The sequence below is a fragment of the Streptomyces sp. LS1784 genome, assembly GCF_020103755.1.
Classification (GTDB): domain Bacteria; phylum Actinomycetota; class Actinomycetes; order Streptomycetales; family Streptomycetaceae; genus Kitasatospora.
Map to the genome: position 1 here is coordinate 1 of NZ_JAHSQD010000075.1, position 24,209 is coordinate 24,209.

The 24,209-nt window shown below is 74.1% G+C and carries 23 protein-coding genes; 12 read left to right on the forward strand and 11 right to left on the reverse strand.

Annotated elements, in window-relative coordinates; translation table 11 throughout:
* Positions 1-583, forward strand: a 583-nt coding sequence (locus KS423_RS12170) for an ankyrin repeat domain-containing protein (protein WP_224278223.1), incomplete at its 5' end; no start/stop codon positions are given.
* A 32-nt stretch (positions 584-615) separates the two neighbouring features.
* Here the strand turns inward: KS423_RS12170 and KS423_RS12175 are convergent.
* Together KS423_RS12175 and KS423_RS12180 are read right to left on the reverse strand one after the other, a co-directional pair.
* The gene (locus tag KS423_RS12175) at positions 616-1,269 is read right to left on the reverse strand and encodes a response regulator transcription factor (RefSeq protein ID WP_224278224.1); all 654 of its coding nucleotides are present in this window, start codon (positions 1,267-1,269) and stop codon (positions 616-618) included.
* Positions 1,251-2,462, reverse strand: a complete 1,212-nt coding sequence (locus tag KS423_RS12180; protein ID WP_224278226.1) for a histidine kinase — start codon at positions 2,460-2,462, stop codon at positions 1,251-1,253. Before KS423_RS12180 ends, KS423_RS12175 begins: the two co-directional genes overlap by 19 nt.
* 110 nt (positions 2,463-2,572) lie before the next feature.
* Between KS423_RS12180 and KS423_RS12185 the strand changes: the two genes are divergently transcribed.
* Positions 2,573-3,319 (forward strand): ABC transporter ATP-binding protein, encoded by a 747-nt coding sequence (locus KS423_RS12185; RefSeq protein ID WP_224278228.1) that lies wholly within the window; start codon positions 2,573-2,575, stop codon positions 3,317-3,319.
* Positions 3,313-5,748: an ABC transporter permease gene (locus KS423_RS12190; RefSeq protein WP_224278230.1), complete on the forward strand. Its 2,436-nt coding sequence runs from the start codon at positions 3,313-3,315 to the stop codon at positions 5,746-5,748. Before KS423_RS12185 ends, KS423_RS12190 begins: the two co-directional genes overlap by 7 nt.
* Before the next feature lie 29 nt (positions 5,749-5,777).
* Here KS423_RS12190 and KS423_RS12195 read toward each other — a convergent pair whose 3' ends face one another.
* A complete protein-coding gene (locus KS423_RS12195; protein ID WP_224278232.1) occupies positions 5,778-6,122 on the reverse strand; it encodes a hypothetical protein in 345 nt (114 codons plus the stop codon).
* A gap of 89 nt (positions 6,123-6,211) precedes the next feature.
* Positions 6,212-6,796: an SRPBCC family protein gene (locus tag KS423_RS12200; protein ID WP_224278234.1), complete on the reverse strand. Its 585-nt coding sequence runs from the start codon at positions 6,794-6,796 to the stop codon at positions 6,212-6,214.
* A 216-nt stretch (positions 6,797-7,012) separates the two neighbouring features.
* Here KS423_RS12200 and KS423_RS12205 point away from each other — a divergent pair, with 216 nt between their 5' ends.
* Positions 7,013-7,933, forward strand: coding sequence for a LysR family transcriptional regulator (locus tag KS423_RS12205; RefSeq protein ID WP_224278242.1), 921 nt, complete (start codon positions 7,013-7,015; stop codon positions 7,931-7,933).
* A gap of 194 nt (positions 7,934-8,127) precedes the next feature.
* Here the strand turns inward: KS423_RS12205 and KS423_RS12210 are convergent, their stop codons facing one another.
* Both KS423_RS12210 and KS423_RS12215 read right to left on the reverse strand, forming a co-directional pair.
* The gene (locus KS423_RS12210) at positions 8,128-8,898 is read right to left on the reverse strand and encodes a GNAT family N-acetyltransferase (protein ID WP_224278244.1); all 771 of its coding nucleotides are present in this window, start codon (positions 8,896-8,898) and stop codon (positions 8,128-8,130) included.
* 52 nt (positions 8,899-8,950) lie between these two features.
* Complete coding sequence (locus tag KS423_RS12215) at positions 8,951-9,733, reverse strand: crotonase/enoyl-CoA hydratase family protein (RefSeq protein WP_224278246.1); 783 nt, start codon at positions 9,731-9,733, stop codon at positions 8,951-8,953.
* A 150-nt stretch (positions 9,734-9,883) separates the two neighbouring features.
* Between KS423_RS12215 and KS423_RS12220 the strand changes: the two genes are divergently transcribed.
* A complete protein-coding gene (locus KS423_RS12220) occupies positions 9,884-11,218 on the forward strand; it encodes a PLP-dependent aminotransferase family protein (protein ID WP_224278248.1) in 1,335 nt (444 codons plus the stop codon).
* A 115-nt stretch (positions 11,219-11,333) separates the two neighbouring features.
* Here KS423_RS12220 and KS423_RS12225 read toward each other — a convergent pair whose 3' ends face one another.
* On the reverse strand, positions 11,334-12,305 hold the full coding sequence (locus KS423_RS12225; protein WP_224278250.1) for a YafY family protein: 972 nt from the start codon (positions 12,303-12,305) through the stop codon (positions 11,334-11,336).
* 99 nt (positions 12,306-12,404) lie between these two features.
* On the opposite strand from KS423_RS12225, the gene KS423_RS12230 reads away from it, so the two are divergent.
* Positions 12,405-12,965, forward strand: coding sequence for a DinB family protein (locus KS423_RS12230; protein ID WP_224278252.1), 561 nt, complete (start codon positions 12,405-12,407; stop codon positions 12,963-12,965).
* A 95-nt stretch (positions 12,966-13,060) separates the two neighbouring features.
* Here the strand turns inward: KS423_RS12230 and KS423_RS12235 are convergent, their stop codons facing one another.
* Entirely contained in the window at positions 13,061-13,276 is a 216-nt protein-coding gene (locus tag KS423_RS12235; RefSeq protein WP_224278254.1) for a heavy-metal-associated domain-containing protein, read from the reverse strand.
* 452 nt (positions 13,277-13,728) lie between these two features.
* On the opposite strand from KS423_RS12235, the gene KS423_RS12240 reads away from it, so the two are divergent.
* From KS423_RS12240 to KS423_RS12250, 3 genes are all read left to right on the forward strand, one after another.
* Positions 13,729-14,427 carry a DUF3152 domain-containing protein gene (locus tag KS423_RS12240; RefSeq protein ID WP_224278255.1) on the forward strand — a complete coding sequence of 233 codons (699 nt, stop codon included), beginning with the start codon at positions 13,729-13,731 and terminating at the stop codon, positions 14,425-14,427.
* A 208-nt stretch (positions 14,428-14,635) separates the two neighbouring features.
* The gene (locus KS423_RS12245; RefSeq protein WP_374119943.1) at positions 14,636-15,574 is read left to right on the forward strand and encodes a glutaminase; all 939 of its coding nucleotides are present in this window, start codon (positions 14,636-14,638) and stop codon (positions 15,572-15,574) included.
* 163 nt (positions 15,575-15,737) lie between these two features.
* The gene (locus tag KS423_RS12250) at positions 15,738-16,631 is read left to right on the forward strand and encodes an NAD(P)-dependent oxidoreductase (RefSeq protein WP_224278257.1); all 894 of its coding nucleotides are present in this window, start codon (positions 15,738-15,740) and stop codon (positions 16,629-16,631) included.
* Between the two features lie 159 nt (positions 16,632-16,790).
* Here KS423_RS12250 and glmS read toward each other — a convergent pair whose 3' ends face one another.
* Both glmS and KS423_RS12260 read right to left on the reverse strand, forming a co-directional pair.
* Positions 16,791-18,617: a glutamine--fructose-6-phosphate transaminase (isomerizing) gene (gene glmS, locus KS423_RS12255; protein ID WP_224278259.1), complete on the reverse strand. Its 1,827-nt coding sequence runs from the start codon at positions 18,615-18,617 to the stop codon at positions 16,791-16,793.
* 45 nt (positions 18,618-18,662) lie between these two features.
* Complete coding sequence (locus KS423_RS12260) at positions 18,663-18,938, reverse strand: hypothetical protein (RefSeq protein WP_224278261.1); 276 nt, start codon at positions 18,936-18,938, stop codon at positions 18,663-18,665.
* Positions 18,939-19,154: 216 nt separating this feature from the next.
* Here KS423_RS12260 and asnB point away from each other — a divergent pair, with 216 nt between their 5' ends.
* The 3 genes from asnB to KS423_RS12275 all read left to right on the forward strand — a co-directional run bounded on the left by asnB (position 19,155) and on the right by KS423_RS12275 (position 23,981).
* Positions 19,155-21,005, forward strand: a complete 1,851-nt coding sequence (gene asnB, locus KS423_RS12265) for an asparagine synthase (glutamine-hydrolyzing) (protein ID WP_224278270.1) — start codon at positions 19,155-19,157, stop codon at positions 21,003-21,005.
* A gap of 294 nt (positions 21,006-21,299) precedes the next feature.
* On the forward strand, positions 21,300-22,394 hold the full coding sequence (locus KS423_RS12270; protein ID WP_224278262.1) for a hypothetical protein: 1,095 nt from the start codon (positions 21,300-21,302) through the stop codon (positions 22,392-22,394).
* Positions 22,395-22,556: 162 nt separating this feature from the next.
* Positions 22,557-23,981 carry a pyridoxal-dependent decarboxylase gene (locus tag KS423_RS12275; RefSeq protein ID WP_224278264.1) on the forward strand — a complete coding sequence of 475 codons (1,425 nt, stop codon included), beginning with the start codon at positions 22,557-22,559 and terminating at the stop codon, positions 23,979-23,981.
* A 33-nt stretch (positions 23,982-24,014) separates the two neighbouring features.
* On the opposite strand, the gene KS423_RS12280 is transcribed toward KS423_RS12275, so the two are convergent.
* A partial coding sequence (locus tag KS423_RS12280; protein ID WP_224278266.1) for a muconolactone Delta-isomerase family protein occupies positions 24,015-24,209 on the reverse strand: 195 nt, incomplete at its 5' end.

Genomic DNA, 24,209 nt, shown 5'->3' on the forward strand with positions numbered 1-24,209 from the left:
CGCCGTCCGCGCGGCCCTGACCGCGGGCGCGACCGTCGAGGCCCGCGACGCCGAGGGCCGCACCCCGCTGCTGCGGGCCGCCTTCGCCGACCGGGTCGCCGTCGCCCGGCTGCTGGTCGAGGCCGGTGCGGACGTCAACGCGCAGGACCGCCGGCTGAACAGCCCCTGGCTGGTCACCGGTATCACCGGCAGCGTCCCGATGCTGCGCGCCCTGCTCCCCGGTGGCCCGGACCTCGCCCGCCGCAACCGCTACGGCGGGGTGTCGGTCATCCCCGCCGCCGAACGCGGCCACGTCGCCTACGTCCGCGCGGTCCTCGCCGAGACCGCGATCGACGTCGACCACGTCAACGACCTCGGCTGGACGGCCCTGCTCGAAGCCGTCCTCCTCGGCGACGGCGGCCCGGCCCACCGCGAGATCGTCGACATCCTGCTCGCTCACGGCGCCGACCCGTACCTCGCCGACGCCGACGGCGTCACCGCCCGCACCCACGCCGGGCGCCGCGGCTTCCGCGCCATCGCCGAGGCACTGCGCACGGCGGAGGAAGCGGCCGCCCGCAACTGCGGTACGGCCGACGCCGGCTGAAGCCCCGGCAAGACCGCGGAACCGCAACGTCCTCAGGACCCCAGGTAGGTCAGCACCGCCAGCACCCGGCGGTGGTCGTCCGGGGCCTGCGGCAGGTCGAGCTTGGTGAAGATGCTCGCGATCCGCTTGGCCACCGTGGCCTCGGTGACCACCAGCCGGCGGGCGATGGCCGCGTTGGAACGGCCCTCCGCGATCAGCGCCAGCACCTCGCGCTCCTTGGGGCTCAGGCGCTGCAGCGGGTCGTGCCGGCGGGTCAGCAGCTGACGGACCACCTCCGGGTCCACCACCGTCCCGCCCTGGGCCACGCCGGTGAGGGCGGAGACGAACTCCCGCACCTCGCCGATCCGGTCCTTGAGCAGGTAGCCGGTGCCCGCGCCGCGGTCGCCGGCGGCGATCAGCTCCGCGGTGTACCCCTGCGAGACGTACTGGCTCAGCACCAGGACGGGCAGCCGCGGATCGTCCTCGCGCAGCCGCCGGGCCGCGCGCAGGCCGTCGTCGGTGTTGTCCGGGGGCATCCGGACGTCGACGACCACCACGTCCGGCCGGTGCTCCCGGACCGCCTCGACCAGCGCCGGCGCGTCGCCGACGGCGGCCACCACGGTGTGCCCGAACCGCTCCAGCAGGGAGACCAGGCCCTCCCGCAGGAGCACCGAGTCCTCCGCGACGACTAGCCGAAGTGCCGGCATGGGATCTCCACTCGCAGGACGGTCGGCCCGCCGGCCGGGGAACGCAGGGACAGGGTGCCCTCGATGACGGCGAGTCGGTCGGTGATGCCCAGCAGGCCGGTGCCTGCGGCCGGGTCGGCGCCGCCGGCCCCGTCGTCCCGGATCTCCAGTACCAGCCCGTCCGCCGCCGCGCGGCCGCGCACCGCGGCACGCCGGGCGCCGCTGTGCCTGACCACGTTGGCCAGCGCCTCGCAGACCACGAAGTAGGCGGCGGCCTCGACCGGGGCGGGCGGCCGCCCGGGCAGGGCGATGTCGACGTCCACCGGCACGGCCGAGCGGCCCGCGAGGTCCCGCACCGCCGGTTCCAGCCCCCGGTCGGTGAGGACCTGCGGGTGGATGCCGTGGATCAGCTCGCGCAGCTCCCGCAGCGCCACCTGCACCTCCTCCCGGGCCTCCCGGACCTGCCGGGCGCCGGCCGAGTCCTCGGGCAGGTCGAGGCCGGCCAGGCCGAGCTTGACGGAGAGCGAGACCAGCCGCTGCTGGGCGCCGTCGTGCAGGTCGCGCTCGATCCGGCGCCGTTCCACCTCGTACGCGTCCACCAGCCGGGCCCGGGAGGCCACCACCCGGGTCAGCTCGTCCTCGGAGGGCTCCAGCACGGCCCTGGCGGTCATCGCCCGCACCCCCGCCCAGGCCGCCAGCGGGTAGGCCGCCACCGGCAGCAGCACCAGTCCGGCGAGCGGCCCGAGCCAGGAGGCGGCGGGGTTCGCGGTCGGCTGGAACGGCGCGGCCAGCAGGAACAGCGGGGTGCCGAGGCCCACCGCGGCCAGTCCGAGGTCGATCCACCAGAGCAGCAGCAGGGACACCAGCCCGTAGCCGAGGTCGCGCCACGCCCCCGACCCCGGCCCCCCGAGCAGTTCGCGGGCGCGTCGGCGCCGGCCCGCCGCCTCCCGCCCCGGCAGCACCAACCGCAGCCGCCACCGCTCGTACCGGGCCGCCGCCCACCCCGCCAGGGCCAGCGGCGGCAGCACGAGCGCCACCGCCCCGGGCCCCAGCCCGTCCCACAGCAGCACCGGCAGCGCCACCGGCCCGACGGCCGTCGCCCCCACCACCGCTCCCGAGAGCAGGAAGCCCAGCGAGCGCCACGGCCACGCGGAGCCGAGGAACGCCGACGGCCGCTGGGCCAGCGCCTCCAGGGTGTTGCGGACAGCGATCACCCTGCCGACCCTAGCCGCCGCGAGGCACCCGCCGCAGGGGTGCTGGCACTACCTCTGCTCTCGCCCCAACACCCCTGCGCTTCACGGCACCTGACGGGTTGCCTGAGGGCATGACGAACTCGACCGACGCGGTCCTCCTGCGGGCCGTGACCAAGCGGTACGGCACCGGGGCCCGCGCCGTGACCGCACTGGACGACGTGACCGTCGCCTTCCCGGGCGGCAGCCTCACCGCGGTGATGGGCCCCTCCGGCTCCGGCAAGTCGACGCTGCTGCACTGCGCGGCCGGCCTGGACCGGGTCAGCGACGGCACCGTGGTCATCGACGGCACCGAGCTCGACGGCCTGGACGAGACCCGGCTGACCCTGCTGCGCCGCGAGCGGCTCGGCTTCGTCTTCCAGTCCTTCAACCTGGTCTCCGCGCTGACCGCCGAACAGAACGTGGCGCTGCCACTGCGACTGGCCGGGTGCCGCCCGGACCGGGGCGAACTCGCCGCCGCGCTCACCGAGGTCGGGCTCGGCCACCGCGGTGGGCACCGGCCGAGCGAGCTGTCCGGCGGGGAGCAGCAGCGCGTCGCGATCGCCCGGGCCCTGATCACCCGGCCCGCCGTGCTCTTCGCCGACGAGCCGACCGGCGCCCTGGACACCCGCACCTCGCACGAGGTGCTCACGCTGCTGCGCGGCATCGTGGACCGCCACCGGCAGACCGTGATCATGGTGACCCACGACCCGGCCGCCGCCTGCTACGCCGACCGCGTCCTGCTGCTCGCCGACGGACGGATCGTGGAGCAGCTGCACGGCCGCAGCGAGGCCGCGGTCATCGCCGGCCGGATGGCCGCCCTGGAGGCGCCGGCATGCTGAGCCTCGCCACCGTCCGCGCCCGCTGGGCGTCCTTCCTCGGCACCTTCGTCGCGCTCGGCCTGGGTGTGACGATCCTGGCCATGACCGCCCTGGTGCTCGCCTCCGCCGAACCGGAGGTGCCCCGGCGCTACGCCGGCACCCGGGTCGTGGTGCAGAGCCCCGCCGTCGACCAGTCCGACGGCACCTTCACCCCGGGCCGGCCCTGGTCCCGGGAGCGCACGCAGGAACTGCTGCGGGCCCTGGCCGCCGTTCCGGGCGTGGCGCGGGCCGTGCCGGACCGCGCCTTCTACGCCCAGGCCGTGATCGACGGCAGGCCGGTCGCCGACCCGGGCCCGGAGCCGCGCGGCCGCAACTGGTCCGGTGCCGCGTTCGGCCCCGAGCGGCTCACCGCGGGCAGCGCCCCGGCCGACGAGCACCAGGTGGTGCTGGACGCCTCGCTGGGGCTGGCGCCCGGTTCCCCCGTCACCCTGCTCACCGCCGCCGGGCCGGACCGCTACACCGTGTCCGGCACCGTCGACTCGCCGTCCTCCTACCTGTCCGACCGCGCCGCCGAGGCGCTCGCCCCCGGGGTCCGGGTGATCGGCCTGGTCACCGCCCCGGGCGCGGACGTTCCGACCGTCGCCGCGGCCGCGGCCTCCGCCGTGGGTGGCGACGGGACGGTGCTGCACGGTGCCGCGCTCACCGCGCTGGAGGACCGGAGCGCCGAGAAGACCCGCTGGATCGGCCTGCAGATCCTGACCGCGATGGCCGGGCTGACCGCCTTCGTCTCCGTCTTCGTGGTCGCCTCCACCTTCGCCTTCGCGATCGTCCAGCGACGGCGCGAGTTCGGCCTGCTGCGCACCGTCGGCGCCACCCCGCGTCAGATCGCGCGGATGGTGTACGCCGAATCGCTCGCGGTGGGAGTCGCGGCCGGCGGCGCAGGCGTGCTGCTCGGCGCACTGCTGGCACCCGTGCTGGGCGCGCTGATGGTCGAGGGCGGCCTGGAGCCGGCCGGTTTCACCGTACGGTTCCAGGCGCTGCCGCTGCTCGGCTCCTTCGTGCTGGGCCTGGTGGTCGCGCTGCTCGGGGTCTGGTCGGCCTCCCGCCGGGCGGCCCGGACGGCCCCGCTGGAGGCGCTGCGCGAGGCCGCCGTCGAACACCGCCCGATGACCCGCGGCCGGTGGATCGCCGGTGGGGTGTCCACCGCGCTCGGCCTGGGGCTGGTGGTGGTCGCGTCCGACAGCGAGTCCGACAGCATGATCAACAACGCCCTGTACGCGGCCATGGCGCTGATCGTCGGCCTCACCCTGTTCGCACCCGCCGTGATCCCGCCGATCGTCCGCGCGGTCTGCCGGCCGCTGGCCGGGCTGCGCGGCGCCACCGTCACGGTGGCCCGGGAGAGCGCACTGACCGCCGTCCGGCGCACGGCCTCCACCGCCGCGCCGGTGCTGGTCACCGTGGGCTTCGCCGTGCTGATCGCCGGGATGTTCCAACTGCGGGCCACCGGTTACGCGTTGGATGAGACCGTCCGACAGGAGGCCGCCTCGGTGGTCACCCCGCAGGGCACGCCCGGACTCTCCGACGCCGCCGTGGCCGCCGTTCCGGGTGGCGCCTCGCTGCTGCCCACCCGGCTCTACGCCGGCGGCACCGACCACGTCGGCGCGGTGGGGATGAGCGAGGCCGCGTTCCGCAAGGCCCGCACCCGGATGACCGTCACCTCCGGCTCCCTGGACGGCCTGACGGGCGAACACACCATGGTGGTCAAGGCCGGCACCGCCGCCTGGCTGGGCTGGACCACCGGCCGCCGCGTCCCGGTCACCTTCGAGGACGGCAGCACCGCGGACGTCATGGTCGTCGCCGAGATCACCGACGGCTCCGCCACCGCGAGCGTGCTGCTGACCACCCGCACCGTCCGGGCGCACGACCCCTCGGCACTCACCTCGGTCGTCTACACGGCCGGCGCCACCTCGGCCGCCGCCCTCGCCCCGCTCGGCGCCCAGGCGCTGAGCAGCGCCGAGTACGCCTCGCGCACCACCTCCGAGGACGACGCCCTGGTCCGGATCTTCCTGGTCATCCTGATCGGCATGTCGCTCGGCTACAGCTGCCTCGCCGTCGCCAACACCCTGCTGATGGCCACCGCCCAGCGGGCCGCGGACTTCGCGGTGCTGCGGCTGTCCGGCGCGACCCGCCGTCAGGTGCTGCGGATCGTGGCCGCCGAGTCGACCCTCGCGGTCGGGATCGGCGCCGCACTCGGCCTGCTGATCGCGGTGGTCACCCTGGCGGGCATCCGCTCCGGCCTCTCCGCCAGGCTCGGCACCCGGGTCGACCTCGCCCTGCCCTGGTCGACCATGGCCCTGACCGTCGGCGTCTGCCTGCTCCTGGCCCTGCTCGCCGGCGTGCTGCCGGCCCGGGCCGCGCTGCGCCGCCCGGGCGCCCGGGTGGCGGGTTGACCGGGCCTCCCGGCCTCTCGGGGCTTCGGCTACTTCCAGTCGTCCGTTCCGCCCAGCAGATCGACCAGCAGCAGTCCAGGATCGTTCTCCTCGTCCACCCACCGGTCATAGCCGATGTCCAGGAACATCTCCACCAGAACCAGCCACGACAGCCGGTAGCGGAACACGACCGGCTGCTCGCCGGGCTGACGGACGGTGAGCCGGCGGCGCCGCCCACCGCCCTGGTGGTGGATCTCGGTCCGGTCGTCCACCACCGTGGACCAGTCGTCGATGTGCAGGATCCGCTCACCGTCCGCCTCTCGCACCACGGCGAGCAGCCGACCGAGCTGTCCCACCCAGATGACCTCGGAGCCCGCCCAGTTCACACGTGCCACGGCATCGTTCCTCCCGTTCGGACGGCACGGCCCGATGGACGTGCCGTGCTCGGTGGTCGCCCGGCCCGTCCCGCCCCGAGGGCTCGGGATCAGCGCTCGGGCCGGGCCCGCTCCCCCTGCTCGGCCAGCGACTTGATGCCTTCGAGGGTGGCCGTCATGCCGGTGCGCAGCTCGTTCAGCCGGAAGTCGACGATCTTCTCCTCCAGCTCCGGCCTGGCGTCGATGACCAGGCTGGCGCCGCTGCGGCCGGGGCCGATCACCACCGACTGGTGCAGCCGGGTGCCGCCGTCCTCGGGGGTCAGCTCGAAGCGCCACCGGGCCAGTGCCCCGGTGAGGTCGGACACCGGCGCGCCGTAGCGGCCGTCCGCGTCCATCACACCCCAGGCGAAGACCCGCCGGGCGCCCGGCTCGGCCGGTGCCGTCCCGTCGGTCGGCCCGGTCAGCTCCGTCACCTCGGAGACCGTCCGCCAGTCGGGCATGTTCTCGCGGCTGTTGTGCCCCTCGAACCGGGCGCCCAGCATGGGGCGGTCCGCGCCGTCCAGCCAGGCGACCCGCTGGAGCTCCGGGCTGAGCCGGGCGGGCAGGCCGATGTCCGTCACCAGCTCCCACACCCGCTCCACCGGTGCCGCGACGAACACCTCGCACTGCGCACCCGGACCATCGGCGTACCGCATGCCCACTCCCCTCCGTCGTACGTCACCGCTCTTGCACCGCTCTTGCACATCCATGCGGGTCGACACCCGCCCGTGCCCCCGCCACTGCGTCCGGAACGCCGCGAGGACAGCGGGCGGGTTGCCGCCCTGGGCCCTGGTTCGATGATCGATCCGGCGGAACACCCAAGTCAATCCGCCGATTTACTGGGACACCCCCAAGCGATACCTTGGATCTCCGTGACCATTGACGACCTCCGCGTCTTCGCCGCGGTCTGCCGGGCCGGCTCGCTCAGCGCCGTCGCCCGCGACCTGAACTGCACCCAGTCCGCGGTCAGCCAGCACGTGAAACGGCTCGAACGGGAGGTCGGCCTCGCCCTGATCGAACGCCACCCGCGCGGAGTCGTCCCCACCAAGGCGGGAAGCCTGCTGCGCACGGCGATCGCCGCCGGGCTCGGCAGCATCGACCACGCGCTGCACCGGATCGCCGAACTCGCGCGCGGCGAGGGCGGGTCCGTACGGATCACCACCGGGGCCACCAGCATCCGGCACTTCATGTCCGCGGCCGTGGTGGACTTCCGGCGGCGCTTCCCCCAGGTCAGCCTGGAGTTCCAGACCGAGGTCTCCAGCCGCAGCTGCCTGGAGTCGCTCAACACCGGCCGAGCCGACCTCGCCTGGATCACCCTCGGCGTCCCGGCCCGGGGCATCGACCAGCGGCCGGTGGTCGACCTGCCCTGGGTGCTCGCCGTCACGGCGGGCGACCCGCTCGCCACCCGGGCCCGGATCTCGCCCACCGACCTCCAGGACGCCCGGCTGATCGGGCTGCCGCAGAACTCCGTCTCCCGCTCCCAGGTCGAGGCCTGGCTGGGGAAATCGGGCATCCGGCCGGTCTTCGACACCAGCGTCGCGGACTGGGACACCGCGATCCTGCTCGCCGAACTCGGCCTCGGCCACGCCGTCGTCCCCGCCCTCCCGCAGTGGCAGGGCCCCGGCCACCCCGGCCTGCGGCTGCTCCCGCTGCCCGACCTGCCCGCCCTCACCGCCGGCTGGGCCGTCCGGGACTGGGAGAACCTCTGCCCGCTCGCCCGCGCCTTCGCCGACACCGTCGCCGCCCACTGCGGCCGCGCGGCCACGCCGCCCGCCGCGTCCGGTACGGCCTGACCGCCGCACCGCCCCGTGTGCGGCGAAGTCCGCCGGGGAAACCAGCGCGCAGGCTCCGCACCCGCTTCCCGTCCCGCCGGCCGCAGGTGGTGGCGCCCGCCCGGCGCCGCGCTCGCCCGTCCCCCCTGCGGGTCCGGGCGCCGGCTCGGTCCAGGTCCGGCCGCCCGTTCCCTCAGCCGGAGAACGTCAGGCGCTCACCGGCCGTGGAAGGAGTGGCTGCACCCGATCTCCACGAAGCCCCGGCGGCCGTACCACGCACGCGGCCAGTCCGCCGCGTCCGCGAGCAGGAACAGCTGCGGGATGCCGGCCTCGGCCGCCAGCGCCAGGCCGGTGGCGAGCAGGGTGTCGCCGTACCCCGCACCGCGGTGTTGCGAGCCGGTCACCACGTCCTCCAACTGGGCGAGCCCGAAGGCCGGTTCGAGGTAGAGATCGCCCCAGGCCGCGACCTCGCCGGCCGGCGTCCGTGCGGCCAGGAAGTGCACCCGCTCGGCTCCGCACAGCCGGGCGGTACGGCGGTCGGTGAGCTGCCGGACGAGCTCCTCGTCCTCGCTCCACTCCCGCTGCTGGCGCAGCACCGCCTCCCGCACCTCGCTCAACTCCACAGGGAGCGCCGCTGGTTCGGGCAGCACGCAGCCGGCCGTCGGCCGGGCCAGGATCACCACGCTCTCCCGCTCCCACCCCGCCGCCGCCAGGACGGGGGCGGCCCGCTCGCCTGACTCCGGGTCCAGCACGGTGATGCAGTGACGGCGGCGCCGCCCCAGCCATCGGGCGGCCAGCTCGGGCAGCACCGCCGGGTCGGTGCCCGGGCCCTCGACGATCAGCTGGTTGTGTTCCTCGGAGCGGACGAACTCGGTGTTCCGAACGGCGAACACCCCGGGGAGCTCCGGGAGTTCGCTGACGTCCGCCGACTGGCGACGGGCGAAGGCGGCACGGAAGGCGGTCACACGTGCAAGCAGATCCGACATCCCGCCATGATCACCCGCCCGGCCGCTGCGGGCAACGACCTTCCCGTGCGCCTCAGGAGGACGAGGCGGGGGACGAGCGGTCCAGGAAGCGTCGGATCCCGTCCCGTACGCCGTCGGTCGGCACGGTCGCCGCGAAGGCCGCCGCCTCCATCGCGAGCCCCTCGTCGATCGGCAGGTTGATGCCCCGGGTCACCGCCCGCAGGCAGGCGGCCACGGCGGTCGGCGCGTGCCGGATGATCCGCTCGGCCAGGTGCCGCGCCGAGTCCAGCAGTTCGTCCGCCGGGACGACCGAGTTGACCAGGCCCATCTCGGCGGCGCGGGCGGCCGGGATGGGGTCACCGGTGAGGATCAGCTCCAGACCGCGCTTGCGGCCGACGTGCCGCGGCAGCCGCTGCGAGCCGCCGAAGGGCGGCGGGAAACCGAGCGTGATCTCGGGCTTGGCGAAGGTCGCGTGCTCGGCCGCGACGGCCAGCGGTGCGGCCTCGGTGATCTCGCAACCACCGCCGTACGCGAGGCCGTTGACGGCCACGATGACCGGCTTGGGGAACTCCTCGATCCGCCGGGTGAGGGTGTGCCCGCGCCGGACGAACTCGCGCAGCGCCCGCTCGGGCCCGCCCGCGATGCTGGCCGCCAACGACGGGATGTCGGCTCCGGCACTGAACGCCCGCCCCCCGGCGCCGGTGAGGATCACGGCACGGACGGTGTCGTCGGCGTCGATCCGGTCGAGCTCGGCGAGCAGTGCGTCGATCGTCGGGTAGTCGAGGGCGTTGAGCTTCTTCTCCCGGTCGATGGTGAGGGTGACGACGTGCTCGTCCCGCTCGCTGCGGATGGTCATGGGCGCGTGCTCCGTTCCTGGCCTCGCTGCTGGATGTGACGAGGCTAGGAACACCCGCCCAGGACAATCCACTTATTGTCCTGGATACACTCCGATGGACGCCCGTACGCCCCGGAGCACGCCTCCACTCCCAGGAACGGCAGGTGATCCGTGCGACCGCCCTCCTACAAGGCCGTCGTCGACGAGTACGCCGCCGCCATCCGCTCCGGCGCACTCCCGGCCGGCATCCGGCTGCCGACCCACCGCGCCCTCGCCCGCGAACGGCGGATCGCCCTCGCCACCGCCACCCGGGTCTACGCCGAACTGGCCGCCGCCGGACTGGTGGTGGGCGAGCAGGGCCGCGGCACGTTCGTCCGGCTGCGCTCCGGCTACGACGGCCTCGAACCCTCGCGCGCGCTCCCGGTTCCCCGGGTGGCCGACCTCTCCTTCAACCAGCCGCTCGCCCCCGGGCAGGGCGACCGGCTACGGCAGGCCCTGCGCGCGCTCGCCTCCTCCGGCGACGCCGAAGCCCTGCTGCGCCAGCACCCGCCGGGCGGCCACCGCCACGACCGGGCCGCGGTGGCCACCCACCTGCTGGACCGCGGGATCGACACCGCCCCCGAGAACGTCCTGCTCACCAGCGGTGCGCAGCAGGCCCTGGACTGCGTCCTGCGCACGCTCACCCGCCCCGGGGACGTCCTCGCCGTGGACGCCCTCGGCTACCCGGGCATCAAGTTGCTCGCCACCGCCCACGGGCTGGACCCGGCCCCCGTCCCGGTCACCGCCGCGGGCCCGGACCTCGACGCACTCGACCGCCTCTGCCGCACCCGGCCCGTGCGGGCGGTGTACACCCAGCCGACCGTCCACAACCCGCTCGGCTGGGTGCTCGGCCCGGCGCAGCGCGAGCGCCTCGTCCGGCTCGCCGCCGACCACGGCTTCACCCTGATCGAGGACGGCACCTACGCCTTCCTGGAAGCCGCACCGCCCCCGCCCCTGCACACCCTCGCCCCCGAACGCACCTGCTACGTGGCCGGCCTCTCCAAGAGCGTCGCACCGGGCCTGCGGTTCGGCTTCGCCGTCCTGCCCGACCACCTGCTCCGGGCCGCCACCACCAGTCTGCGCACGGCGGCCTGGGGCGCCCCCGGCCTGATCACCGCCCTCGCCACCGGCTGGCTCACCGACGGCACGGTCGCCCGCCTGGAGCAGGAACGCCGCACGGACGCCGCCGCCCGCCAGTCCATCGCCCGCACCGCCCTGGCGGGCCTGACCACCACCGCCCACCCCACCTCCTACATCGTGTGGCTCACCCTCGAACCCCACCAGCGCGCCGACCACGCAGCCGCCGCCCTGGCCGCCGAGGGCATCCTGATCTCCACCGCCGACGCCTTCGCCACCACCCCCCACCACCCCAACGCCCTTCGCCTGGCTCTCGCCACACCCCCGCTCCCCACCCTCCCCACCGTCCTCACCCACCTCCGCACCACCCTCGAAGCCATCGCCCCCTGACCGAACCCCGCCCGACGTCCCACTCCCCGCTCCCCCGCCGCCACCCGGCCATGGCGGGGCCCGCGCACGTCAGGCTCCGGCGCAGCGGGGTGCCGCGGTTCCCGACGGCGACTTCCTACGCCTCGCCCTCCACCACCGCTCGGGCGAAGCGGGCGCTCCAGTCCGCGAGGAGTGTCCGCAGGGCGTCCGGGGCGAGCACCTGGAACTCGGCGCCGAGGGAGCCCAGGGCCATGGCGGGCCAGTCGAGCGAGTCGGCGGTCATCCGCAGGTGGCAGCGGTGCGGGGTGACGGGTTCCACGGTGGCCCAACGGCCGACGCGGGCCCGGACGTGGTCGGCCGGCGCCTCGACCAGGGCCTCCACCCGGTGCGGCCGGGGCACGCCGTTGAGGCCCGCGCGGACGAACTCCGCCGCGTCGGCCGCCGGGAGGGTGCGCGGGGCGAAGCGTGCACCGCTGCCGGACGGGGCGGTGAGGCGGTCGAGGCGGAAGCTGCGCCAGTCCGCCCGGCCGAGGTCGTACGCGACCAGGTACCAGCGGCGGTTCAGGCAGACCAGCCGGTGCGGTTCGACGTGCCGTTCCGTACCACGCCCGTCGGCGGCCGTGTAGGAGAACCGCACCCGCTCGCCGTCCCGGCAGGCGAGCGCCACCACCGTCAGGGCGTCCGGGTCGACACCCGCGCTCGCCTGCGTCCCCCAGTCCACCGGGACGATCATCGCGCGCAGCGCCTCCACCCGTCGGCGCAGCCGGGCCGGCATCACCTGGACCACTTTCGCCAGCACCCGCACCGAGGCCTCCGCGACCCCCTCCACCGGGCTTTCGGCGGCCGCTTGCAGACCCACCGCGAGGGCCACCGCCTCCTCGTCGTCGATCACCAGCGGCGGCAGCGCCGCGCCCGCCGCCAGCTGGTAGCCGCCGTCGACGCCACGCTGCGCCTCGACGGGGTAGCCGAGTTCGCGCAGACGGTCGATGTCGCGGCGCAGGGTGCGGGCGGAGACGCCGAGCCGGTCGGCCAGTTCCTCGCCCGGCCAGTACCGGTGGGTCTGGAGCAAGGAGAGCAGTCGCAGCGTTCGGGTGCTGGTGTTCGCCATGCGTCGATTCTCCCCGGAATTCAGGACAGGAAGTGACCGCAATGGCCCATAGCGTTGTTCTTGTCCGAGGGAGCAGGAACCGAACGAAGGGCCGGAACCATGACCAGCACGACCACCAGCGCGACCACCACCACCGCCACCATCGAGAACCTCACCGGCGAGCGCGCCGACCTCCTGGTGGCCCTGGAGAAGCAGCGGCACTTCCTGCGCTTCACCACCCGGGACCTCACCGACGAGCAGGCCGGCCTGCGGTCCTGTGCGAGCGAGCTCTGCCTGGGCGGCCTGATCAAGCACGTGACCATGGTCGAGCGGCTCTGGGCGGAGTTCATCGTGCAGGGCCCGTCCGCGATGCCCGACTTCACCCGTTTCACCGAGGAGGACTTCGCCCGCCGCGCGGACGAGTTCCGCCTGCTGCCCGGCGAGACGCTGGCCGGTGTCCTCGCGGCCTACGCCGAGGTGGCACGCCGGACCGACGAGCTGGTGGCCACCCTCCCCGACCTGGACGCCACTCAGCCGCTGCCGAAGGCCCCGTGGTTCGAGGGGGACGCCGAGTGGTCGGCCCGCCGGGTGCTGCTGCACATCGTCGCGGAGACCGCCCAGCACGCCGGCCACGCCGACATCATCCGTGAGTCCCTGGACGGCGCGAAGAGCATGGGCTGAGCCCGGTCCGCACGGCAGCGGGGCCCGTCGGCGACGACCGACGGGCACCGCGCCCCCTCACCCCTCCCCCTCACACCCGTACCCCTGGACCGCCCTCAGGCCCGCCCGACGAAGGTGAACCCGGCCCCGTCGACCACGCTGCGGACCAGGGCCTCGTCCAGCGGCTGCGCGGAGGCCACGGTGACCCGGCCGCTCGGTGCGTCGGCACTGACGTCGGTGACGCCCGGCAGGGCGGCCAGCCCGGCACTGACCGTTTTCTCGCAGTGGCCGCAGCTCATGCCGTCGACGGTGAAAACGGCGGTGATGGACATGACGGCGCCTCCGATGGCGTTCCGGACGGGTCGGGGCCGACCCGGGCGGACCGGCCCCGACGAATCGACCCGGACGGGTCGACCCGCCCTACGACACCCGAATCCGACGGCACCGCCCAGGGACACGCCGCCCGGGTGACACCATCGAGCGGTTCCGGGAACCGACCGGACCTCCCGTCCGACAGGGACCCCGCCGTGGCGCACGCCACTTCCTGAACCGCCGCCCCGCCCCGTCCCGTTCCTCCAGGTACAACCCTTTCGCGCAACCGGGCGACGGCCCGGCCGCCGATCGGCCGCCACGGCCCGTCGATCCCGTCCTGGAGCACGTCCGCCATGTCCACCCTGGCCCCCATTCCTGCCCGACCGGGCACCACCACCCTTCTGATGCCCCACTCCGTCCTACGCGGCGAGTTCGGGGTGTACGGCCACCCGGACGCGGCGGGAGCGGGCCGTTGAGGGCGCTCGCGCGGCTCCGCCGCTGGAAGCCCCGGCACGGCGTGCTCGCCCTCGCGCTGGTCGCGGCGCTGACCGCCGGGCTGCTCTGGTGGCAACCCTGGAGTGGCGAGGACCGGGACAGGCTGGCGTTCACCACCGCGCCCGGCGGCTCCGCCCGCTTCGGCACCGGCGAGCGCCTGTACCGCTACAAGGTGCGGGTGGAGGACGGGATCGCGGAGAGCCCGGCGCAGTTCGCGGCCGAGGTGGACGCGGTCCTCGGCGACGTCAAGCACGGCTGGGCGGCCGGCGGCACGGCCTCGTTCCAGCGGATGCCCGCCGACCCGGTGGACTTCACCGTCTACCTGGCCACCCCGAAGTCCACCGACCGGATCTGCGGCCAGTACGGCCTGGACACCGGCGGCTGGGTGAACTGCGGCGTCACCCACCAGGTCGTCATCAACCTCAAACGCTGGACCGAGCTGTCCGAGTTCTACCAGGGCAGGCCCGAGCCGTACCACGCGCTCGCCGTCAACCACGAGGTCGGCCACATCCTCGGCTACGGTCACGTCGACTGCCCCGGCCCGGGCGCCCCGGCACCGGTGATGATGCAGCAGATCAAGGGGCTGCACGGCTGTGTCCCCAACGGCCTGCCGTACTCGGACACCGGCACCCTGCTCACCGGCCCGCCCGTCCAGGCCCCCACCAACGCGCCGTAACCGGCCCGCGGGAGCCGGACACCGGCCCCCAGCGACACCGGCTCCGCACGACGCCGCACGGCTCCGTACCGCGCCACACGAGGCCGGCCACCCACCCCCTCCCGAACCACCCGCCCGAAACACGGATAATCCTGGTCGGACCGGACGCACCCGCACCGCGCGCCCGGTCCCGGTCGTGTCCCCAGTCGGTGCCGGTGGAGGAGAAGCGTTGAACGGTGTGCCCGGCGGGGAGATCCTGGACTGGCCGGTGCTGCTGGAGGCCGCCGAGGCGGCCGCCCGGGCGACCACGGGCCGGGGCCGGGTCGCCGACTACATCCCGGCCCTCGCCACCGCCGACCCGGAGGCCTTCGGCATGGCCGTCGCCACCGTCGACGGCGAGCTGTACGGCGTCGGGGACTGGGAGCAGCCGTTCTCCGTCCAGAGCGTCTCCAAGCTTTTCTCCCTCGCCCTCGCGGTGGCCTACGGCGGTGACACGCTCTGGCAGGGCGTCGGCCGCGAGCCGTCCGGCAACCCGTTCAACTCCCTGGTGCAGCTGGAGACCGAGCACGGCATCCCGCGCAACCCGTTCATCAACGCGGGCGCCCTGGTGGTCACCGACCGCCTCCAGACCATGACCGGCGACGCCTCCGGTGCGGTGCGGGAGTTCCTGCGCCGCGAGTCCGGCAACCCGCTGCTCGACACCGACCGGGTGGTCGCCGCCTCGGAGGCCGAACACGGCCACCGCAACGCCGCGCTGGCCCACTTCATCGCCAGCCACGGCAACCTGGAGAACCCGGTCGAGACCGTCCTGGAGCACTACTACGCCCACTGCGCCGTCGCCACCAGCTGCCGTGACCTGGTGCTGGCCGGCTCCTTCCTCGCCCGCTACGGCGTGCGCGCCGACGGCACCCGGCTGATGTCCCGCAGCGAGGCCAAGCGGATCAACGCCGTCCTGCTCACCTGCGGCACCTACGACGCCGCCGGCGAGTTCGCCTTCCGCGTGGGCCTGCCCGGCAAGAGCGGCGTCGGCGGCGGCATCCTCGCCATACTCCCCGGCCGCGCGGCCGTCTGTGCCTGGGGTCCGCGCCTGGACCAGGCCGGCAACTCCGTCGCCGCGGTCACCGCCCTGGACACCCTGACCACCCTCTCCGGGTGCTCGGTGTTCTGAGCGGCTCCGAGCCGTCCCGAGCCACTCCGATCCGCGCCAAGCGGTTCCGAACGGTTCCGACACGGCGCCAACGAACCGGTATCCCAGCCGACTTGACCTTCACACCGGTGTCAACCGCGAGGATCCAGGCATCGCCAACGGCACACCGTACGGAAGGACTCCCATGACGAACCCCACGGACGCCCCGTCGCCGGTCACCGTCATCGGCCTCGGCCTGATGGGCCGGGCGCTGGCCGCCGCGTTCCTCGCGAACGGGCACCCGACCACCGTCTGGAACCGCACCCCGGACAAGGCCGGTGAACTCCTCGCCCGGGGCGCCACCCGGGCCGGCTCGGTCGAGGAGGCCGTCCGGGCCAGCCCGCTGGTGGTCGTCTGTGTCTCGGACCACGACGCCGTCCGCGAGCTGCTCGACCTGCCGGCGGGCACGTTCGCGGACCGCGTCGTGGTGAACCTGACCAGCGGCACCTCGACCCAGGCCCGGGAGACCGCCGCCTGGGCGGCGCAGCGCGGCCTGGCCTACGTCGAGGGCGTCATCATGGCGATCCCGCCGGACATCGCCACCGAGCGGGCCGTCCTGCTGTACAGCGGCCCGGAGGAGGCCTACCGGGCGCACGAGGCGACGCTGCGGAGCCTCGGCCCGGCGGGCACCGTGCACCTCGACGCCGACCACGGCCTGTCGCCGCTGTACGACATGTCACTGCTCGGCATCATGTGGGGCGTCCTGAACGGCTTCCTCCACGGGGCGGCGCTGCTCGGCACGGCCGGGGTCCCGGCGACCGTCTTCGCCCCGCTCGCCGAAACCATGATCAACGTGGTGGCCGGCTACGTCACCGCGTACGCCCCGCAGATCGACGCGGGCGAGTATCCGGCCGAGGACGCGACCCTGGCGGTCCACCAGGGCGGCCTGCGCCACCTCGCCGAGGAGAGTGAAGCCTCTGGCGTGAACGCGGAACTCCCGTACTTCTACCGCGAGTTGGTCGACCGCGCGATCGCCGCGGGCCACGCCGGAAGCGGCTACGCGGCCCTCATCGAACAGTTCCGCCGGCCCTCCGCCTGAGCCCGCCGGACCGGGCCGGCCCACCGGACCGCCTCGTCGGACCGGCCGCCCGGCGAGGCGAAGTCGAACCGGACGCGGGCCCCGGCCGTCCGCACAGCGACCGGGACCCGCGAGTCCGATGCACGCGCCCGGTTCCGAGGGCGCCCTTCCCGGGGGGTCCTACTCCACCGTCACGCTCTTCGCGAGGTTGCGCGGCCTGTCCACGTCCCGCTTCAGGGCGACGGCGGCGTGGTAGGCGAGCAGCTGGAGCGGGATGTTGAGCAGCAGCGGGTCCAGCTCGGGCTCGCTCTTCGGCACCAGGATGCAGTGGTCCGCGAGCTTCTCCTCCGGCCGCCGGTGGGCGACGGCGACGACCCGCCCGGAGCGGGCCTTGATCTCGCCCAGCGTGGTCAGGTTCTTGTCCAGCAGCTCGTCGTCCGGAACCAGTGCCACGGTGGGCAGTTCGGGGCTGATCAGCGCCAGCGGACCGTGCTTGAGCTCGCTCGCCGGGTAGGCCTCGGCGTGCACGTAGGAGATCTCCTTGAGCTTCTGCGCGCCCTCGCGGGCCACCGGGTAGCCGCGCACCCGGCCGATGAACATCATGCCCGCCGAGTCGGCGTACTCGGCGGCGAGTCCGGCGATCGCCTCGCTCTGCTCCAGGACCTCGCGGATCTGGTCCGGCAGCGCCTGGAGCGCCGAGACGATCCGGCGCCCGTCGGCGGGCGACAGGTCGTGGATGCGCCCGAAGTGCAGGGCGAGCAGCGCGAAGGCGACCACGGTGGAGGTGAACGCCTTGGTGGAGGCGACCGAGACCTCCGGACCGGCGTGCAGGTAGATACCGCCGTCACACTCTCGGGCGATAGCGCTGCCCACGGTGTTGACGACTCCGAGCACCCGGCCGCCCTTGCGCTTGACCTCCTGGACGGCGGCCAGGGTGTCGTAGGTCTCGCCGGACTGGCTGACCGCGACGTACAGGGTGTCCGCCTCGATCACCGGGTTGCGGTAGCGGAACTCCGAGGCGGGCTCGCTGTGCGCGGGGATGCGGGCCAGCTCCTCGATCAGCTGCGCCCCCATCTCGCCCGCGTAGTAGGCCGATCCGCAGCCGAGGATCTTCACCCGGCGGATCTCGCGCAGCTCCCGGGCGTCCAGGTTGAGGCCGCCGAGGTGCGCGGTGGCGAAGCGCTCGTCGAGCCGGCCGCTCAGGGTGCGCTCGACCGAGCCGGGCTGCTCGTGGATCTCCTTGAGCAGGAAGTGCTCGAAGCCGCCGGTGTCGTAGGAGTCGACCTCCCAGTCCACGGTGGACGGCTGGCGGTGCGTGGTGCGGGCGTCCGCGGTGAAGGTGCGGAAGCCGTCGGCCCGGACGGTGGCCAGCTCGCCGTCCTCCAGGTGGACGACCTGGCGGGTGTAGCGGACCAGCGCGGAGACGTCCGAGGCGGCGAACATCTCCTTCTCGCCGATGCCCAGCACGATCGGGCTGCCGTTGCGGGCGACCACGATCCGGTCCGGCTGCTCGGCGTCGAGCACCGCTATGCCGTAGGTGCCGACCACCCGGCCGAGCGCGGCCCGCACCGCGTCCTCCAGCTCGACGCCCTCGGCGACGTGCGCGGCGATCAGGTGGGCGAGCACCTCGGTGTCGGTCTCGGAGCGGAACACCGCGCCGTCGGCGGTGAGCTTGGCGCGCAGCTCGTCGGCGTTCTCGATGATGCCGTTGTGCACGACGGCGATCCGCTCGGCGTTGTCCAGGTGCGGGTGCGCATTGGCGTCACTGGGGACGCCGTGGGTGGCCCAGCGGGTGTGGCCGATGCCGGTGGTGCCCTTGAACCGGGCCGGCACGGCGGCGGCCAGGTCCGCGACCCGGCCCTTCACCTTGCGGAGCTTGATCCCGCCGCTGCGCCCGGTGACGGCGACGCCGGCCGAGTCGTACCCGCGGTACTCCAGCCGCGCCAGCCCCTCCAGCAGGAAGGGGGTCGCGTCCTTGGGGCCGATGTAGGCCACGATTCCGCACATGCGTGGTCTCCTCTTCGAAGTCTTCGGAAGGTCGGGAACGACGGCTCAGCCGTAGACGATCCGCCGCAGCTGGCGGGCCGAGAGCTCCGGCGCCGAGACCCGGCGCTGCGGCAGTTCCTCGGCGAGCCGGGCGAAGATCCGCTCGTTGGTCAGACCGCGTGCCTGGAGCTCGGTGTGGCGGCGGCGCACGTACTCCTCGGTGCTCTCGGAGAAGTACGCCAGCACCTCCGCCACGACCCGCGCCGCCTCCCGGGGCCCGAGCGGGCTGGTCCGGGTGAGGTGGGCGAGGAGGTCTTCGTGAGGGTGGGGTGAGCTCGACACGAGTGAGGAGCCTAGGTCGGGCGACCCACCGAAGCCAAAGTTCCTGCCCGAAATCGGGCAGACATTACGACTTTCGACACGCCTTCACAGCATCTCCACATTCGACCGTCAACCGGCCACCCGTTCGCCCCCGCTCCCGAAAGCCCCTTGAAGCGGCGTCGACTCCGCACGTAGCGTGACCCCTTGAACACGAAGCGGAAGACCGGAGGCTTGCTGATGTGCGGGATCACCGGATGGGTCGCGTTCGAGCGCGACCTCACCTCCGAACGGGGTGTCCTCGACGCGATGACGGCCACCCAGCTCCGCCGCGGCCCGGACGCCGGCGGCGTCCACCTGGAGCCGCACGCCGCGCTCGGCCACCGCCGGCTCGCGGTGATCGACATCGCGGGCGGCATCCAACCGATGACGGTCGAGCACGACGGCCGGCCGCTGGCCGTGCTCACCTACAGCGGCGAGGTCTACAACCACCGCGAACTGCGCGCGGAACTGGAGGCGGCCGGGCACCGCTTCCGCACCCACAGCGACACCGAGGTCGTGCTGCGCGCCTACCTGGAGTGGGGCGAGCACCTGGCCGAGCGGCTCAACGGCATGTTCGCCTTCGCGGTCTGGGACGTCCGGCGCGAGGAGCTGCTGCTGGTCCGCGACCGAATGGGCGTCAAGCCCCTGTACTACCACCGCACCCCGGACGGCGTGGTCTTCGGCTCCGAGGTCAAGGCCCTGCTCGCCCATCCCGCCGTCCGCCCGGTGGTGGACCTGGACGGGCTGCGCGAACTGCTCGGCTACACCCGCACCCCCGGCCTCACCCCGTACCGGGACGTCCACGAGGTCCGGCCCGGGCACGTCGTCCGGGTGCGCCGCGAGGGCCTCTCGGTCCGCCGCTACTGGGCACTGGAGGCACGCGAGCACGGGGACAGCCTGGAGGCCACCGTCGCCACCGTCCGGGCCCTGCTGGACGACATCGTGCACCGCCAGCTGGAGGCGGACGTCCCGCTCTGCTCGCTGCTCTCCGGCGGCCTGGACTCCAGCGCCGTCACCGCCCTCGCCGCCCGGACGCTGGGCGCCGCCGGGGCCGGGCCGGTGCGCTCCTTCTCCGTCGGCTTCGCCGGGCAGAGCGAGAACTTCCACGCCGACGACGTCCGGCAGACCCAGGACGGCCCGTACGCCCGGCTGCTCGCCGACCACGTCGGCGCCGACCACAGCGTCGTCGAGCTGGACGCGGCCGACCTGACCGACCCGTCCCGGCGCTCCGCCGTGCTGCGCGCCCGCGACCTGCCGAACGGCGTCGGCGACATGGACACCTCGCTGCTGCTGCTCTTCCGGGGCGTGCGCCGGCACTCCACCGTCGCGCTGTCCGGCGAGTCCGCGGACGAGCTCTTCGGCGGCTACCGCTGGTTCCACGACCCGAAGACCATCGCCGTCGAGGACTTCCCCTGGGCGCTCGGCCTCACCGACATCGCCGGCGGCGGCGCCACCCCGCGCGAGCACCTCCTCGACGCCGAACTGCTCCGCAAGCTCGACCTGGACGGCTACCGCAGGGCCCGCTACCGCGAGGCGATCGCCGAGGTCCCGCACCTTCCGGCCGCAGATCCACTCGAACGGCGGATGCGCGAGATCTCGTACCTCAACCTGACCCGCTTCGTCTGCATCCTGCTCGACCGCAAGGACCGGATGAGCATGGCCAACGGCCTGGAGGTGCGGGTGCCGTTCTGCGACCACCGGCTGGTCCAGTACGTCTTCAACACCCCGTGGGCGATGAAGTCCTTCGACGGACGGGAGAAGAGCCTGCTGCGCGCCGCGGTCCGGGACGTGCTGCCGCAAGCGGTCGCCGAACGGGCGAAGAGCCCGTACCCGGTCACCACCGACCCGCACTACCCGGCGAAGCTGCGCGCCGGACTGGCCCGGCTCGCCGCCGAACGCACGTCCCCGGCCCTGGACCTGCTGGACCGGCGGCGCCTCGCCGACGCGCTCTCCCCGGACACCGACCCGCAGTCCGTCCGGCTGGCCGTCGACCTCGCACTGGACTTCGACGCCTGGCTGACGGAGTACCGGGTGACGCTGGAGCTGTGAGCAGCGGAGTCGGCAGCGCCGGAGCCCCGAACAGCGGAGGGCGGAGCACCGGCGCCGCCACCCGCGCGACACCGGGGCGCCAGGCACCACCACCCGGACGGCGCAGCCGCCGACGCCCGCGCCCCCATACTCCGTCCGGGTGATTGTGCGGGACCATCCCGCCGGGCCCGGAGGTCCCAGGGTGCGGTAGCGTCGCCGACGCCTCCCGAATGGCGGACGAACTCGTGGATTACCGCTCACGTACCGTCAGGATGGAAGCGAAACGTTCACCTCGATCCGCCGGGGGATCCCGTCATGCAGCCGCGCGTCTTCGCGATTCTCACCGCCCTGCTCCTGGGCGTCCTGGGCCTGGGATCGGTGGCCGTCACCGACTGGTCGCCCGCGGCGGCCACCGAGACCCAGGCCGCCGGCGCCCGGCTTTCCGCGGCCGGCCCCGCGAGCGCCACCCCGACCGGCGACCCGGCGGTGTGGACCCGCTCCACGCTGCGCAACAAGCTGATGGCCGAGATGGACGCCACCGACCCCGGCGTCGCACTGGCCGACCTCGACAAGATCACCAAGGAGAAGCCGTACACCGTGCGCTTCTGCCACCCGATCGCGCACGAGCTCGGCCACGCGGCGGTCAAGCGCTTCAACGCCGACTTCCAGAAGGTCATCTCCTTCCCGCACGAGACCTGCGCGGCCGGCTACCTGCACGGCGCGGTCGAGGAGATGCTCAACGCCTCCACCCAGCCCGAGACGGACCTGCTCAAGCTCTGCGCGCCCAAGAACGCCGGCCCCTGTATCCACGGCGTCGGCCACGGCACCATGTTCGTGGTCAAGCAGGACGTCGCCAAGGCGCGCGACCTGTGCAACAAGTTCCCCTCCGAGCAGAACCGGATCCGCTGCTCCGAGGGCCTGTTCATGCAGCTCTTCGGCCCGGACGAGGAGGACGAGCAGGCCAAGGCCAACCTGCCCGCCGACAAGCTCGCCCAGGATCCGCTCTACCCGTGCAAGGACCAGCCGGCGTTGTTCCAGTCCGCCTGCTACTTCTACGCCCCGACCTTCTACCTGTCCTCGCACGACTACCCGAACCACCCCGAAATCTACGCCGAGGCCCTCAAGTGGTGCCTGAACGGCAAGGCCGACGGCGGGGCGGTGGACTGCAGCCGCGGCGTCGGCTCACGCACCATGAAGTACAACCTGGACCGCGAGGACTGGGCGGCCGAGCAGTGCGCCACCGCCGCCGACGGCTGGCAGCGCAAGGCCTGCGCCGAGGGCCTGGTCAGCTACTACACGGTCAACTACACCGACGGCGGCGCGGCCGGACGGCTCTGCGCCAAGATCACCAACAAGGAGATGCAGGGCTACTGCCGCTCGGCCGGCGGCCTGTCCAGCTCGTTGGACTGACGCTCCCGGTCTCCCGGACCGACGCTCCCGGTCTCAGCATGAGGGCCCGCGCCGCACGGCGAGGGTCCTTTTGCATACGATCACCCGATCATCGCCTGATCAGGGTGCGCCAAGGAAGCCGCGCCTCGCCCAGCCAGTCCCCCGGCCTCCCTGGAGCACGCCATGACCACCGAGGACTTCCGCGCCGCCGCGCACGCCACCGCCGACCTGGTCTCCGACTACCTCGCCGAACTGCCCGGTCGCCCGGTCTGGCAGCCCATGGACGAGACCGCCCGCCAGGCCCTGCTCGACGCCCCACTGCCCGCCGGGGGCCGCCCGCTCGACGAGCTGATCGGCGCCATCGGGCGGGACGTCCTGCCGTACCCGATGGGCAACGGCAACCCGCGCTTCTTCGGCTGGGTCAACTCCGCCCCCGCCCCCGCCGGGGTGCTCGCCACCCTCGCCGCCTCCGCGATGAACCCCAGCTCGGCCGGCGGCGACCACGCCGACGTCCACCTGGAGCGCGCCGTGGTCCGCTGGATAGCCGAGCTGGTCGGCTTCCCGCACCCGGCCGGCGGCGGCCTGCTCACCTCCGGCACCTCGATGGCGACCATCGTCTGCCTCGCCGCCGCCCGCAACCGCGCCGCCCGGCTCGCCGGCCGGGACGTCCGCGAGGACGGCCTGGCGGGACTCCCGCCGCTGGTCGGCTACGTCACCGGCGAGACCCACTCCTGCGTCCGCAAGGCCGCCGAACTCCTCGGCCTCGGCAGCCGGCACCTGCGCACCGTGGCCACCCGCCCGGACGGCCGGCTGGACACCGCCGACCTGCGGGCGGCGATCGAGCGCGACCGCGCGGCCGGCCTGCTGCCGTTCCTCGTGGTCGCCTCGGCCGGCACCGTCGGCGCCGGCGCGGTGGACGAGTTCGGCCCGATCGCCGACCTGTGCGAGGACCAGGGCCTCTGGCTGCACGTGGACGGCGCGTACGGCGCCTTCGGCCGGCTCGACCCGGCCATCGCCCACCGCTACGCCGGCCTGGAGCGCGCCGACTCGCTCGCCCTCGACCCGCACAAGTGGCTCGGCGTCCCGGTCGACTGCGGCTGCGTGCTGGTCCGCGACACCGAGGAGCTGCGCGGCACCTTCAGCCTCGTCCCGTCCTACCTGCGAGACGAGGCAGCCGGCACGCTCGGCTGGTTCTCCGAGTACGGCACCGAGCAGACCCGCCCCTTCCGGGCCCTGAAGGTCTGGGCCACCATCGCCCACAAGGGCCGCGACGGCCTCGCCCAGGACATCACCCGGTGCACCGCGCTGGCCCGTCGGCTCGGTGAACTCGTCGAGGCGGACGAGGAGTTGGAGCTGCTCGCCGAGGTGCAGACCTCGATCGTGGCGTTCCGCCACCGTGCGCCCGGTCTGGACGGGGCCGCCCGCGACGCCCTCAACCGCGACCTCCCCGTCGCCGTCCAGCGGCGCGGCCGGGTCTTCGTCACCGGCGCCCGCCTGGGCGGCGCCGAGATGCTCCGCGCCTGCCTCCTCAACGCCGCCACCACGGAGGCCGACCTCCACCTCCTGCTCGCCGAGGTCAGGGCCGCGGCGTCGGAACTGCTGCGGTAGACCGCTGCGCCGGGGCGGGCGGGCCACCGCCGGTCAGCGGCTCCCGGGGTCGTTGGGGTGCGGTTCGAGTGCCGTCACCGTGGCCGTCATCCACGGCCACAGCGGCAGGCTGCCGAGCACCTTCCCCCGGAGCTCCGCCTCGTCGGCCGCCCGCCGGACACCGATGCTGCGCCGCTCGCCGACCAGGCGCCACAGCCGCGCCAGGTAGCCGGCGGCGGCCGGCTCGCG